14 protein-coding genes are annotated in these 14256 nt (G+C 56.0%); 7 read left to right on the top strand and 7 right to left on the bottom strand.

Features of this window, described 5'->3' with window-relative positions:
* Nucleotides 1-55: 55 nt before the first annotated feature.
* Nucleotides 56-1069 (bottom strand): bile acid:sodium symporter family protein, encoded by a 1014-nt coding sequence (locus tag QWJ10_RS14925; protein ID WP_019365027.1) that lies wholly within the window; start codon nt 1067-1069, stop codon nt 56-58.
* A gap of 83 nt (nt 1070-1152) precedes the next feature.
* Between QWJ10_RS14925 and QWJ10_RS14930 the strand changes: the two genes are divergently transcribed.
* Complete coding sequence (locus QWJ10_RS14930) at nt 1153-1944, top strand: helix-turn-helix transcriptional regulator (protein ID WP_019365026.1); 792 nt, start codon at nt 1153-1155, stop codon at nt 1942-1944.
* 11 nt (nt 1945-1955) lie between these two features.
* Entirely contained in the window at nt 1956-2582 is a 627-nt protein-coding gene (locus tag QWJ10_RS14935) for a trimeric intracellular cation channel family protein (RefSeq protein ID WP_010798086.1), read from the top strand.
* 3 nt (nt 2583-2585) lie between these two features.
* Here the strand turns inward: QWJ10_RS14935 and QWJ10_RS14940 are convergent, their stop codons facing one another.
* The 3 genes from QWJ10_RS14940 to QWJ10_RS14950 form a co-directional block, all read right to left on the bottom strand.
* Nucleotides 2586-3326 (bottom strand): PIG-L family deacetylase, encoded by a 741-nt coding sequence (locus QWJ10_RS14940; RefSeq protein WP_197870313.1) that lies wholly within the window; start codon nt 3324-3326, stop codon nt 2586-2588.
* A gap of 91 nt (nt 3327-3417) precedes the next feature.
* Nucleotides 3418-5985 carry a DNA ligase D gene (ligD, locus tag QWJ10_RS14945; protein ID WP_289927591.1) on the bottom strand — a complete coding sequence of 856 codons (2568 nt, stop codon included), beginning with the start codon at nt 5983-5985 and terminating at the stop codon, nt 3418-3420.
* Between the two features lie 11 nt (nt 5986-5996).
* Entirely contained in the window at nt 5997-6902 is a 906-nt protein-coding gene (locus tag QWJ10_RS14950; protein WP_289927594.1) for a Ku protein, read from the bottom strand.
* Between the two features lie 185 nt (nt 6903-7087).
* On the opposite strand from QWJ10_RS14950, the gene QWJ10_RS14955 reads away from it, so the two are divergent.
* The 4 genes from QWJ10_RS14955 to nadE all read left to right on the top strand — a co-directional run bounded on the left by QWJ10_RS14955 (nt 7088) and on the right by nadE (nt 10167).
* Nucleotides 7088-8077: an XdhC family protein gene (locus QWJ10_RS14955; protein ID WP_289927596.1), complete on the top strand. Its 990-nt coding sequence runs from the start codon at nt 7088-7090 to the stop codon at nt 8075-8077.
* Nucleotide 8078: 1 nt separating this feature from the next.
* A complete protein-coding gene (locus tag QWJ10_RS14960; RefSeq protein WP_289927599.1) occupies nt 8079-8741 on the top strand; it encodes a nucleotidyltransferase family protein in 663 nt (220 codons plus the stop codon).
* Between the two features lie 84 nt (nt 8742-8825).
* Complete coding sequence (locus QWJ10_RS14965; RefSeq protein WP_033352115.1) at nt 8826-9329, top strand: CinA family protein; 504 nt, start codon at nt 8826-8828, stop codon at nt 9327-9329.
* A 4-nt stretch (nt 9330-9333) separates the two neighbouring features.
* Nucleotides 9334-10167, top strand: coding sequence for an ammonia-dependent NAD(+) synthetase (gene nadE, locus QWJ10_RS14970; protein WP_122042709.1), 834 nt, complete (start codon nt 9334-9336; stop codon nt 10165-10167).
* Nucleotides 10168-10219: 52 nt separating this feature from the next.
* Here the strand turns inward: nadE and QWJ10_RS14975 are convergent, their stop codons facing one another.
* Both QWJ10_RS14975 and QWJ10_RS14980 read right to left on the bottom strand, forming a co-directional pair.
* Nucleotides 10220-10957, bottom strand: a complete 738-nt coding sequence (locus QWJ10_RS14975; protein WP_019365018.1) for a ferritin-like domain-containing protein — start codon at nt 10955-10957, stop codon at nt 10220-10222.
* 9 nt (nt 10958-10966) lie between these two features.
* Complete coding sequence (locus QWJ10_RS14980) at nt 10967-12133, bottom strand: hypothetical protein (protein WP_289927604.1); 1167 nt, start codon at nt 12131-12133, stop codon at nt 10967-10969.
* A 558-nt stretch (nt 12134-12691) separates the two neighbouring features.
* On the opposite strand from QWJ10_RS14980, the gene QWJ10_RS14985 reads away from it, so the two are divergent.
* Nucleotides 12692-13198: a ferritin-like domain-containing protein gene (locus QWJ10_RS14985; protein WP_010798096.1), complete on the top strand. Its 507-nt coding sequence runs from the start codon at nt 12692-12694 to the stop codon at nt 13196-13198.
* Between the two features lie 53 nt (nt 13199-13251).
* Here the strand turns inward: QWJ10_RS14985 and QWJ10_RS14990 are convergent, their stop codons facing one another.
* A complete protein-coding gene (locus tag QWJ10_RS14990) occupies nt 13252-14235 on the bottom strand; it encodes an NAD(P)/FAD-dependent oxidoreductase (protein WP_125889011.1) in 984 nt (327 codons plus the stop codon).
* Between the last annotated feature and the right edge of the window lie 21 nt (nt 14236-14256).

Raw genomic sequence — 14256 nt, forward strand, 5'->3', positions numbered from 1 at the left:
ATACATAAAAAAGGCCGGCAGTGACCGGCCTTTTTTATAGGTGAAGCAAAAGAATTCAGTGCGCCTTGGCTACCTTGGTTTCACTGGCGGTTGTCTCTTCACGCCGCCCGTAGCGCTGTGCCAATACCGCACACACCATCAGCTGGATCTGATGGAACAGCATAATGGGTAGCAGAATGGCACCCATGCTACTGCCAGCGAACAACACCTTGGCCATCGGAACGCCGGTCGCCAGACTCTTCTTGGATCCGCAGAACACTACTGTAATTTCGTCTTCCTTGTTAAAGCCCAACAGGCGCGCCGTATAGCGGGTGATCAGCAGCGCCAGGGTGAGGATTACCGAGCAGACTGCAGCAAGACCCAGCAAAGCGGTCAGTGGAATGGATGACCAGAGGCCTTCGAGAATAGCAGCACTAAACGCGGTATAGACAACGAGCAGAATGGAACCCTGATCGACAAACTTGAGGCTGGACTTGTGTTTGTCGACCCATCCGCCAATCCAGCGGCGCAGGATTTGACCCGCAATAAAGGGAACCAGAAGCTGAAGGAAAATCTTGGTAATGGCATCTAGGGTGGACATGCCATTGGTGTCTCCACTGCTTTGCGTGTCCAGCAGCAGGCTTACCAGTAGCGGCGTCAGGAACACACCAATCAGGCTGGACGCCGAGGCACTGCACACGGCGGCAGGCACGTTGCCGCGGCCCATCGAAACAAAGGCGATGGAAGACTGTACGGTTGCCGGTAGGGCACACATATACAGTACGCCCATGTAAAGCTCAGGCGTGACGAGGGGCGAAAGCAGCGGCTTGAGCGCCCAGCCCAGCAGCGGGAATAACAGGAAGGTGCAGCAGAAGATCAGGAGATGAAGGCGCCAGTGGGTAACGCCCGCTACAATGGCCTCGCGTGACAGCTTGGCGCCATGCAGGAAAAACAACAGGCCAATGGCGATGTTGGTGATCACATTGAGTACCCCGGCAGCGGTTCCGCTACAGGGAAAAATGCTAGCCAACGTGACGGTTGCTATCAGGTACAACGTAAAGTTGTCGGGTAAAAAGCGTGGACGAGCCATTCACATCTCTCGAACAGTTGTTGAGTCTGACTTCGCAGTCTACTGTGGTGTGATTATTCCGACTAACGTCAAAAAGGCTTTCAATGTCGCCTAACGGACAATCCGCTGAGTTACGCCGGCAGATTCCTTCTCTCAAAGCGCTGCCTCGCCCGGTTTATGCCCGGGCCGAGTCGCTGGCACGTGGCTCCTGGACGCCTTGGCATAGTCATCCATGGGCGCAGCTCTCCTATGCCATCAAGGGGGTGCTTTCGGTGCACACTCGCGCGGGTAGTTTTGTCGCACCTCCTCAGCGGGCCGTGTGGATTCCGGCGGGGCTGGAGCATGAGGTGCGCTCTTCAGCCGAGGCTGAAATGCGCAGCCTCTACCTAGGACCGCAGCTATTGCCGAACCGGGGGGCCGAGTGTCGGGTACTGAGCGTCAGTTTGCTGTTGCGCGAACTGATACGAACGTTTACGACCTTTCCTGTCGAGTACGATGAAGAAGGCAGCGAAGGACGCCTGGTCGAGGTGCTGATCGATCAACTGGCAATCGCGCCTCATATGGCGTTATCGCTGCCATTACCAGCAGATGCTCGACTGCGCCGATTGTGTGAACACTTGCAGCAAGCGCCGGATGATCAGCGCACCCTGGCGGAATGGGCGTTACTGCTGGGGGCTTCCGAAAAAACCCTGAGTAGACATTTTCAGCGGGAAACCGGTCTTACCTTCAGAGCCTGGCGGCAGAAGCTGCGTCTGCTAAGCGCGCTGACCCTGCTTGAGCGAGGAGACAGTGTCACGGCGGTAGCCTTGAGTTGCGGCTATGATTCGCCGTCAGCCTTTATCGCTGCGTTTCGAGCGCAGTTCGGAACAACGCCTGGTGACTTCTTTACTCTCTGATGGAGCCCTCGATGGTTTCGCTGTTTTATCTGTGCGATCTATTTGGCGTTGCCGTTTTCGCTATTACCGGCGCCCTGATGGCCGGGCGCAAAGCAATGGATCTGTTTGGTGTTCTGGTAGTGGCCCTGGTAACCGCACTGGGTGGCGGAACCCTGCGGGACGTGATTCTAGGGTTGCATCCGGTAAGCTGGATACGGGACGACACCTACATTGCAGTAGTTGTCTTTGCCACTTTAGGTACGGTGCTGTGGGTACGTCTGACGCGACCGATACCGGAAAAAGCGCTTCTGATCGCCGATGCATTTGGTCTGGCAGTGTTTACCGTGATCGGAACGGAAGTCGCCCTGCGTCAGCAGGTGCCTTTGAGCACAGCCGTCATTATGGGTGTCATGACCGGTGTGGCCGGTGGTGTCATCCGAGACATTATCTGCAATGACATTCCACTGATCTTTCATAAGGAGATCTACGCCACACCCTGTATTCTCGGCTCGCTGGTATACATCGGGCTGAACCGCTTGGCGCTGCCGGCAGAGCTGGTCACAGGCGTTGGAATGCTAGTGGTGCTTCTTATTCGCCTTGCCGCGATCCGTTGGCATTTCGCCTTGCCTCGCATGCAGTTGCTTGACCGTAACCGGTAGCGCTCAAACCAGAAAGATCTCCCAGGGCCGAAACAGGCGCGACAATACATGGGATGGCAGGATAGGCTCCGGCGCCAGGCCGTTGGCTGTGTTGAACGCCTCGACAGCATAGCGCTTAGCGGCAAGACTGGACTCATCCAGCGGCAGCCGTCGGGCCCGCTCCCAGGGAAAGCGATCATCACCCGGACGGAGCCATTGCCATGCCCAAAGCGGCACTTCAATACAGCGAGCCCCTGTGACTACACAGGCAAAGCTGGCGGCACGGCCTGTCGCTTCGTGATCGGCATGACCATCCTCGCGCCAGGCGGTGAACACCGTATCGGTCGACTTGATGAGTGCCGCCAGTTGTTCGCTAAGCCGTTGTTCTTCATTGCTGGCGATGCCGTCGGAAAAGTCCAGCCGGCAGATGTCTACGGACTCCAGGCACAGCCGTCGGCTGGCTTCACGACTTTCCGGCAGGGTAGGTACATGGAAAACCGGTTGGCTGCCCAGTCCTTGCTTGTATTCACCCCGCGTTACGCTGACTAAAAGAACTTTGCGCCCCAGCTCGGCAAGCTGGGCCAACAAGCCGCCACAGCCCAGAATTTCGTCATCCGAATGAGGCGCAATGATTACGGCCCGTCGACCTGGCGGGACCAAATGATTGGCATCGACTTCCGGAATTCCGGCAAATCGGGGCCAGGCGGCCCACTCCTGCGCAGAGGCGCTTTTTTCCTCTAGGGTGCGGGTATTGAGCGTCGTCATATCGCTGTTCCTCGTGCGAGGCCACTACCTCGCATAATGCCGAACTGATATTGGGCGCTTTTGAGGCACATCAACAGTACAGGCGAATCATTTACTCCATACCTAACGTTTTTCGCTGCGCAGCGGTAATCCTCTGGCGCACGGTTGCGTAATCTGCCCAAGGATCATCTTGCCGATGATCCAAATGGTCGAACAGCGTTTCCAGTGTCCACTGGTCGCCTCGTTCAAGTGTTTTCAGCTCCTCACGGCCTATAGGGACCGATACGCCCAGACCCGGGCGTGCCCGTAGCGAATAGGCCGATACCGTGGTAGCACCTTCGCGATTGCGCAGGTAATCGATAAAGATCTTGCCGACTCTGTTCTGCGCGCCCATCTTGGCGGAGAAGCGCTCTGGAATAACCGCCGCCATATGCTGAGCAATGGCCTGTGCAAAGTCTTTCACGCTATCCCAGTCATCTCTGCGTTCCAGAGGAACAACAATGTGCAGGCCCTTGCCGCCACTAGTCTTGATAAAGGCTTTGAAGCCCAGCTCATCCAGTAGGGTCAGCAACAGCTCCGTTGCCTCCAGCATCTGTTTCCAGGGCAGTTTGGGATCAGGATCAAGATCAAAGATCATGCGATCCGGTTTACCGATCTGGTCAGCCCTGGCGTTCCACGTGTGCAGTTCTACCGTGCCCATCTGCGCAGCACCCAGCAGTGCCTCAAGGCTGTCAATCACCATAAGCGGTGCATGGCCTGGATCCAGAGCCGGGTCCAATTCGCGGATATGCGGGATTGCCAGGGTTTGCTTGTGCTTCTGGAATATCTGTTCGCCTTTGATGCCTTCAGGAGTCCGTACCAAGGCAACCGGCCGGTTTTTTAGGTGCGGCAACATCCATGGCGCAATACGCTCATAGTACTCTGCGACGCCTAGCTTGGTGGTTTTTGAAGACGGATCGATAACGCGCTCTGGGTGGCTGATGCGCACGCCTGCGACTTCAGCGCCCTCTTTTTTCGTTGAGGCTAACGCTTTCTTTGGCGCAAGGGACGAAGCCTTGCGCGGGACGACCTGCGCCTGTTCGAGCCCAATATCCTGAGCCGGCTTGTCTTGCCGCAACCCATGGAAAACACCCTGGCGTACAATTCCGTCGTTGGTGATGGCTGCAAACGCTACTTCACACAGTAATTCCGGCTTGAGCCACGTAACGCCGCGGGCTTGAGCACCCCGAGGCGGGTTCTTAAAGGGGGAGGTGTCAGTTGTGTAGGGCTGCATATGCTCATGGAGTGCAGCCAGGCTTTCCCGGGTAAATCCCGTTCCGATCTTTCCTGCAAAGCGTAGTGAGCCGTCCTTGTCATGCAGGCCGATCAGCAGCGCGCCAAAATGACTTCTTGCTCCCTGGGGTTGGGTATAGCCGCCAATGACGAACTCCTGCCGGCGCTTGCACTTAAGCTTGATCCAGTCGTTGCTGCGCCTGGAGGTATACGGGCTGCCAGCACGTTTTCCAATGACGCCTTCCAGGCCAATGGCGCAGGCACTTTCCAGTATCTTGTCGGCGGGTACGTCGAAGGCTTCCGAATACCGTATGACGTTAGACTGGGTGGTATCCAGTACGGCTTTGAGAGCACGACGACGTTCTTCGAGTGGATAACTGCGCAGGTCCGTACCGTTACAGAACGGCATATCGAACAGGTAGTAGAGGATGGTGGTGTTTCGGCCGGTATCGAAAGCGTTTTGCAGGGCCTGGAAATCAGAGACGCCATTGTCGTCGAGTACGATAATTTCGCCATCAAGCCAACCATTATCCAGGCTAAGTGCTGAGAGAGCCTTTGCCTGTTCTGGCAGACGATGGGTCCAGTCCTTGCCGTTGCGTGTGATAAAGCTGACCTTGCCATCATCAATACGGGTCAACAGGCGATACCCGTCAAACTTGATTTCATAGAGCCAATCGCCTGCTGGGGGCGCGTCGACCAGCGTGGCCAGTTGGGCTTCGACCATTTCAGGCAGTGCCAAAGGCGCAGCGGAAGATGTTGCCTTTGCCGCCGTGGTACGGGGCCGCCTGGGTTTTGCTGGCTCTGCTGCCTTGGCAACAGGCGCCGCTGTTTTGCCCAGTCGCGGTAAAGTCTTCTCGCTCAGTACACTGTCAGGTAGAGCCTCGGTTACGTCATATTCGCTATGAGGTTTGGCGTCAGCGTCTTTTTCCTTGATCAGCAGCCACTGCTCCTTGTTGCCGTTGCCATGCAGGCGCGTGCGTACCAGCGTCCAGTTGCCCTTGAGCTTGTCGCCTTGCAGCTCGAACTTGAGCTTGCCCGCCGCATAATCGGTAGCTGCATCGCCATGGGGTATCCAAATGCCACGATCCCAGACGATGACGTCTCCGCCACCGTACTCGCCTTCTGGAATGCTGCCTTCAAAGGTGCCGTATTCGATCGGATGATCCTCAACGTGAACAGCCAGGCGCTTTTCCTTGGGGTCATAGCTGGGACCTTTGGGAATGGCCCAACTCTTCAAGGTGCCGTCCAGCTCCAAACGAAAGTCATAATGCAGCCGGCGTGCATCATGTTTCTGAATGACGAACTGTAGCGCTTCGGGCGAGGTGCGCGCGTGGGGCGCATTGCCTTCAGGCTCTGCAGTCACCTTGAAGTTTCGCTTACGGGAGTACTCGCTCAACGGGTTAGCCATGGCCGGGTTCCTTATTTGGCTGCTTTACGGCCTTTGGGTGAGGCGGTACCTGACGAACGTCGGGTGGTGCTGGTGCGCTTTGGCTTTGCCTTGGCGAGTTGGGCTTTTTCGTCGTCGTTCTCGGGCGGCGTGCGTGTGCCTCTCAGGCTACGTTTGAGCAGCTCGGTAAGGTCAATGACATCGGCCGTACGTTTGGGTGCTTCCTGTTCAGGCGCTTCAAGCGTTTCGAGCTTGCCCTCACGCACCTTGCGCTCAACCAGCTTCATGACGTTGTCTTCGAAGGTGTCGTGGTATTGTTCCGGATCCCACGACTCGGTCATGTCTTCAACCAGGCGCTCGGCCATGTCGATCTCGCGCTTGGACACCTTGACGTCCAGGTCTTCAAGACCCACGTCCTCGGCTGAGCGAACCTCGTTGGCCCAGCGCAAGGTGTTGAGCACGAGCGTATCGCCCAAGGGCATGATCACAGCAAGGTGCTGCTTGGTGTGCATCACGACGTTGGCTACGCCAACCTTGCCGGTGCGTTTGAGTGTCTCTCGCAAAAGGATGTATACCTTCTCGCTGTGTTTTTCAGGGGCCAGAAAATAGGGCTTTTCGAAGTGCAGGATGGAAATCTCGCTGGCCTCTACAAACGCCAGAATGTCGATCGTCTGGGTGGCTTCCGGCAGGGCGTTGTGAATCTCCTCGTCGCTAAGCACGACATACTCGCCTTTCTCGTGCTCGATACCTTTGACGATGTTTTCCCGGGAGACCTCTTTGCCCGTATTCTTGTTGACGCGCTTGTAGCCCACCGGGTCCATGCTGCGCTTGTCCAGCCAGTCGAAATCGATTCCATGGCTGGAGGTGGCGGATACCAGGGAAACCGGAATATTGACCAGTCCAAAACTGACGGCGCCTTTCCAAATCGAACGTGGCATACCGGTTACCTCCAGGTGTGTGCTTTCCAGTTTTGAGTTGGCCGCTGCGTCCGAGGTTCCAAAGCGCCATGACGGACGGGGAACCAGATACGTTTCAAAGGCTCTACCCGTGACTGTCGAGGCAAAGCGCGCCTGCTATACACTGGCAGCGCATGGCCTCCTGGCTTACCGATTGAGTGAATTGAATGGATAGTGTGGATTCGAGCGTGTTGCGCAGCGCCTTGGCTTGGCGTCGGGAAGGGCATCGCGTTGTGTTGTTTACAGTGGTTCAGACCTGGGGAAGCTCCCCGCGTCCACCGGGTGCCATGTTGGCTCTGCGGGACGATGGTCGTGCTGCCGGCTCGGTTTCTGGCGGCTGCATCGAAGATGATCTGATTGCACGCATGCATGATGGCCGGATTCCCGAAACCGGAATAGAACTCATCACCTACGGTGTGACGCAGGAGGAAGCCGCTCGGTTCGGGCTTCCCTGTGGCGGAACGCTGCGTTTGGTGCAGGAGCCTTTAGGTGATCCGCAGTGGATTGCCGATCTACTGAGCCGCTGTGACAATCACGAGCTGGTGGCCCGGCAGCTTGAGCTCGGCACCGGAGCCGTTCAGTTATTTCCGGCGCAGGCGGACGACGCCTTGCATCTGGATGGGCAGACCTTGCGTGTCGTTTATGGCCCGCGTTGGCGATTGCTGTTGATTGGCGCAGGTCAGCTGTCCCGCTACGTTTCCGAAATGGCTCATATGCTGGATTTCGACGTGTTGATCTGCGATCCGCGGCAGGAATTCAACCACGGCTGGGAGACTTCAAAGGCGCGTTTCGTCCCGGGTATGCCAGACGATGCGGTGCTTTCCATTGTTCCTGATGAGCGGACGGCGATCGTGGCGCTGACTCACGATCCGCGTCTGGATGACATGGCGCTTCTAACCGCGCTCAAGTCCTCGGCTTTCTATGTCGGCGCGCTGGGCTCGTTGGGTAACAGTCGCAAGCGTCGGGAACGCTTGGCCTTGTTTGATTTGAGCGAGGATGAAATCAATCGCTTGCACGGCCCTATTGGCCTGCATATCGGTAGCCATACGCCAGCCGAGATTGCTGTTTCACTGCTGGCCGAAGTGGTCGCTGTAAAAAATGGTGTTGCGCTGACACAAAAGAAACAGCCCAAGCCTGTTGTCGATCAAGTGGCCTGACGTGGCTGATTCGCTATGCGTGATCGTGATGGCGGCCGGGCAGGGCAGTCGCTTTCGCGCCCAGGGCGGGACTGACAAGCTGCTGGCCAGGTATGAAACTGGGGTAGGCGAGTCGACCCGCGTGCTTCAGCAAACCTTGCGCAATCTCAAGGGTATCGGGCAGCGGCAGGTGGTCGTGACCCGACCGAATAATGGAGAGGTGGCGGCACTCGCCAGACGCGAAGGCTTTGACGTACTGGCCGTACAAACCCAGGGGATGGGCGAAACACTGGCGCAGGCGATTGCGGCCGAGCCAAATCATCGGGGCTGGTTGATCGCCTTGGGCGACATGCCGTTTGTACAGCCGGAGACGTTCCGCCAGATAGCCGAGGTGGTGTCAGAGGACGTAATTGCCGTGCCGTTCTGCCCTTTAAAGAACAGCGTTTCACAAGCATCCAGTAATTCTCCAGACGGCACTCCTGTGGCTGGTAACCCGGTGGCCGGCACTCCGGTGGCCGGCAATCCGGTGGCGTTTGGCCGTCGTTACTTCAAGGCGTTGTGTGCTCTCACGGGCGACCGTGGCGGGCGAGGGCTGTTTGGGCAAGGTAAGCTACGCTGGGTAGAGTGCAGTGATCCCGGCATCTATCGTGACGTGGATGTGCCTGACGATTTGAAGCGCACCTGACGGTACGTATGCTTCTTCCAATCGAACTTGCGCGGCGGCTGCCTTTCATAACGAAAATGCGCACTTCGTTTCGTGGGAGCATCCATGAGGTCAGATATCCAACCGGTTCTCGATTATTTGAAAGAGTACGACATGCTGCTGGTGACAGCCGAGTCCTGCACGGCAGGGCGGGTCATTCACCTGCTGTCTGAAATTCCAGGCAGCGGATCCTGTCTTGATGCCGGTTATGTCGTTTATTCTCCTGCTGCAAAGCAGCGTTTGCTGGGTGTTCACCCGTACACGATCGATACGTTCAACCTGACAAGTGAAGAGGTGGCACGGGAAATGGCCATCGGTGCCCTGCATGACAGTGATGCAGCGGTCGCCATCTCTAACACGGGGCTTGCAGGCCCGGATGGAGTAGATGGAATACCCCCTGGCACCGTATGCTTTGGCTGGGGCTTTCGTTATCAGGGCGAGCTGGCTGTCTTCTCCCGAACCGAACGGTTCTTTGGTGGCCGGGAGGACGTGCAATTGGCAGCAGCCGTCTACAGTTTGACGAATATTCCATTATTCCATGCACGACTATTACGCGGAGAGAGAGGCTAAACGCATGTCAGACGATTACGAATCCATTCAGCGTGACATTATCAAGGCACTCGAAATACCCACCGAATTCGATGCCCAGCGTGAGGCCGAGCTGCGTATCAAGTTTCTCAAGGATTACCTGATCAAGACCGGCATGGAGGCCTATGTGCTGGGCATTAGCGGAGGGGTAGACTCCTCGACTGCCGGCCGTCTCGCCCAATTGGCCGTCGAGCAGGCTCGTAGTGAAGGTCACAATGCCCGCTTCATTGCCATGCGGCTGCCCTATGGTGTGCAGAAGGATGAAGAAGATGCCCAGCGCGCATTGGGCTTCATTCAGGCGGACGAAGTGCTGACCGTGAATATCAAGCCGGCTACCGACGGGATGCTGCAGGGCTTGCAGGATAGCAAACTGGCCTTTCGTGATGAAGGGCAGCAGGATTTCGTCATGGGCAATGTCAAGGCGCGTCAGCGTATGATTGCCCAGTATGCGGTGGCGGGGGCCCGCAAGGGGCTGGTTATCGGGACTGACCATGGTGCTGAAGCACTGATGGGGTTCTACACGAAGTTTGGCGACGGTGCCTGCGACCTGACTCCGCTGCATGGGTTGAACAAGCGCCGTGTACGCATGATTTGCGAATACCTGGGTGCGCCTGACAATCTTGTGCACAAGGTGCCCACGGCAGATCTGGAATCACTGTCGCCCGGCAAGCCGGACGAAGAGGCGTTTGGCATCAGCTACGCCGAAATCGATGATTTCCTTGAAGGCAAGAAGGTCAGTGACCATGCCTATCAGGTTATTTTCAAATACTACAGCGGTTCGCATCACAAGCGAGCCTTACCTGTCACCCCGTATTCCTGAGACCAAACAAAAGGCCCGCATCATGCGGGCCTTTTGTTAAGGCAATACTCAATCAGCTGAGCTGGGCCTTGAGTTCGTCACGCAACATCGTCTTGATCTTGACGAGGTGTTCTTCCTCATGGCGCATGGGCACTTCGAAGCTGGAAGCAATATTGGGATGGTTCGCCTGGCGAGCCAGCTCGATCAGCAACTCCCATGCAGCATTGTCTGTCAGCTCGATGGTCAGCATGGCATTGAGGCATTGCGCCATGTTGGTTCTGGGATCGGTCAGTACCTGGATAATCCCCTGAGCCATGGTGCCAGAGACATGGGCGCAGGGCGTCATGGCGGTAGGGTCCGCACCCAGTGTTTCGATGGACTCACGCAACAGCTGCATGTGCTCGGCTTCCTGCTGCTGGATAGTCCTGAGCGTTTCCAGAAGCTCCGGGCGGGCATCGGGTGCTGCAACGACCTTGGCAATGAAGGCTTCATACAGACGAACCCCGGTGCGCTCGTAGGCTAGGCGCTCGCCCAGCTTGTCGAGAAGCAGTTCAGGGTTTTTACCCATCATCTTGTCCAAGCCTGTTTTCAGTACGCCTTTCATCGAGCCGGGTGGAGGAACGGAGCCGACCTGCTCATCAATAGCCTCATGCTCACGAATGAACTTGACGCGCTCTTCAGTAATGCGCGAGGCATCGCCTGGGGGGATATCCTGGCGGAACTGCTCAGTAGCCTCAATTTGTCTTTTGGTGTCCTCGGGGGACATCTGTGCGCCGGTGCGATTCAACCCCATGGGTGCAGAAGTAGTCATGGCAAGTCCTCAAGGTTTACGGAAGAGTTCGGTACCGGGTGTCCAGATATAACCTGCCGAGGCAATATCCGCCGGGATACCCTCTGAGTTGAGGTGGTTGCGATAATCCAGAGAGGCCTTATCTTCCTTCTCCTTCGGTACGTAGTGAATACCGTGGGCGCGCAGGTCGATTTCTTTCGAAAGGGTCTCGCGTACAAAGTCGCGGTTGCGCTTCAAGGGGCGCATTTTGGGCAGCTCGCCAACCAGCACTTCAGCCGGATCGCGACGCTCGTACTTTTTGAACAGGTCGCAGGCAAATTCCAAATGACCCAGTTCGTAATCCAGGAAGCGCTCCCACAAGGCCTTGATGCGCGGGTTCTCTTCCTGTTCGGCACAGCTTGCGTAGGCATAGACTTCCATCGCCTCATGTACCAGCCATTTTTCCATAAAGGTTTCGCTGGCATCCATGAGGGACTCGTATTGGGTCACATGCTGCTCTTCAACCGAAGCGATTTCGGCATACAGCGCACGTGCAACCGGATCGGCAAAGGTGTTGCCGACGTTCATGTAATAGTCGTGAGTCTGGTATTCCGAACTGGTAATCATCGCCGCATGAATCTTGGTGATCAGCTGCGCGGTGGTTTTGTCATAGCTGTCGCGTACATCGTCACTGGGATTCCGGTGATGCTGGCTGGTCGGACGACCCGGAATGATGTCCGTGTACCCTTGTAGGATATTGTTCGGATCCTTGCCCTCCAGTCGGTCGTACATGGCCGAGTAGCGATACAGGTGATCGAAGTCTTCCAGAAGTCCGAAGCGGTATGACTGTGCCTGGTAGGGATCAGGCTCGTTCTGGGCGACTGCCGCCGTGACTTCAATAGCCACCTGCTCGTAGGCAATGGTCGTTTCCAGCGGGGAGTGGTCACCCGAGATCAGCCAGTTGATGGCGGTAGCCTGATGCTGCTCTACGCGGCGGATATGGGCCAGATGAGGTTGCAGCTCCTTGTGGAATCGCGCGCCGATATGCTTGAGCCGAAGGGCCTCGGTTTCGATGCCGTTCATGAGAATGATGCGGATGCGAGTCGTCGCATCGTCATCCAACTTGCTGATCGGCCGAGTGGCCATTTCACGCCAGGTAAACCGCTGCTTATCCAGCGGCGTGCCTTTCATATCCAGAAGTCCAGCAAATGTATCCATCTTGTCCCCCAGGTTTAATCGCTTCGGGAGAGGGTTAATTCCCTTTATCGCCTCGTCAGTAATAGTCACGGTTGCACACAATAGTGGCACCTGAGGATGGACTCTTGAGGCGTCATAGCATTCCTCTCGTCACAAAATAACTGACCAGTGGAATGTACTTTGAGGAAACTTTATTTTTAGATTTGATTAGTCCATTTATGACTAAAGAGTCTACTAGATCTGTTGTATAAATCTTGTATAAATTAAAGTCGTCTCGCTATGGACATATGGCGCTTCATTACTGACGGAACGCTCTAGAATGCGATTTAAGGGTATTATGTCTGTGGGTATGTATTTTTCAGCCGGTCATAATGCGATGGTTGGCGAGAACTTTGTGAGAAGGGCAGTTGACTAAACAGAAGTGGATAGCGAAGAAACTAAGGCGTTGTGCATTACTTAATACAAGAGTTGTAAAACTTTAAGTAATAACAGCCGCTTATGTATTTCGGATTTAGCCGCTTAAATTGGAAAGCTCGCTTCGCTTAACTAACTTCTACCCTGACCAAAAGGTGAAGAGACATGACTACTCGTCAAGAACATCTGATCGACTGGCTCAAAGATGCCCACGGCATGGAACAGCAGGCAGACAAAATGCTGAAGGGCCAGCTGGAGCGTCTTGAGAATTATCCTAAGCTCTCCGCCCGTATTCAGCAGCACATTGAAGAAACCCAGTCCCAGCTTCAGCTGATTGAAGGCTGCCTGACCCGTCTAGGGACCAGCCCCTCCACCATGAAGGACTTTACCGGTAAGTTCATGGCCATGGGGCAAGCGATGGGCGGCATGTTCATGACTGACGAAGTGGTCAAGGGGTCCATGGCCAGTTATGTCTTTGAGAACGTCGAGATCGCCATGTACACCGTGCTGATCTCTGCCGCCGAAGCGGCTGGCGATCTTGAAACCAAGCGAGTGTGCGAGCAGATCCTGCCGCAGGAAATTGCCATGGCCGAGTGGGTGAGAGAGCATCTGCCGGAAGTCACCATGGCGTTCATGGCGCGTTCCGAAGCCGGTGAAACCGCCAAGAAGTAAGCATTCTGTTGTATCGAGGGCCAACCACACGGTTGGCCCTTTTTGTTGCCTGCTCACCGTGTCGGTGCCGCGTTCCTAGCTGTCCAGGGATTGGTCTCAAGACTGTTATGAATGGCCGTCGAACAGAGCGCGGCGTGGCCGGTCGCTACGCTGATCTGCTTGAGTGATTTGACGACATCGCCTGCGGCATACAGGCCTGGAATAGAAGTACGCAAGTGTTCATCAACAATTAATGCTCCCGTATCGTCTGCTTCGGCGCCCAGGCGTATGGCCAGCTCGGAACGGACTCTAGAACCCAAAGACGGGTAAACAATGTCGAACCGATGGATCTCGCCCTTGCAGGTCCTGAGTTCTACCTGCTGGTCTTCCAGCAGGCGGATGCCTTCTACACGGTCGCTGATCAAACGAATGTCATAGTGCTCGGCCAGAGCAAACGCTTCTTCACAGGCCTTCGGCTCTCCATGTATGACGACAGTCACCCGGTTCGTAAACGTGCGCAGGAATACGGCGTGTGAGATGGCGCACTCCGCCTCGCCATACACTGCCACGTTGTCACCGTTGATTTCGTAACCGTCACAGATCGAGCACAAGCGTACAGAGGATGCTGCGATGGCTTCGTACACGCTAGGCATATCGGGCAATTCATCCTGTATACCGGTGGCCAGCAATACGCGACGCGTCAACACGCTCTGACCGTTGAAGAACACTTCAAAGCCTTCCGGGCGCTGCTGGATGTCATCGACTCGGGCATTTTCGAAACGGGCACCATAGGTCGTTGCCTGCTCCCGCAAACGCTCCAGCAGACCTTTGCCCGAAATGCCGGGTGGAAAACCGGGATAGTTATGAGAGAGGGGAATCAAGGCGGCACGACTGGCACCGTCGTCGACGATCAGCGTCTTGCGGTGAAAGCGTGCCAGGTAGATGGCAGCTGTAAGGCCCGCTGGCCCTGCGCCCACGATAATGCAATCCAGTTCATCGGCTGCACTGGCACCCGTAATGGACTCAGGTTGGTCAAATATTTGCTCATAATCTTTCATGATGGAGAGGCCCTGTTGCGT

Source organism: Pseudomonas sp. WAC2 (genome assembly GCF_030403525.1).
Classification (GTDB): Bacteria; Pseudomonadota; Gammaproteobacteria; order Pseudomonadales; family Pseudomonadaceae; genus Chryseomonas; species Chryseomonas luteola.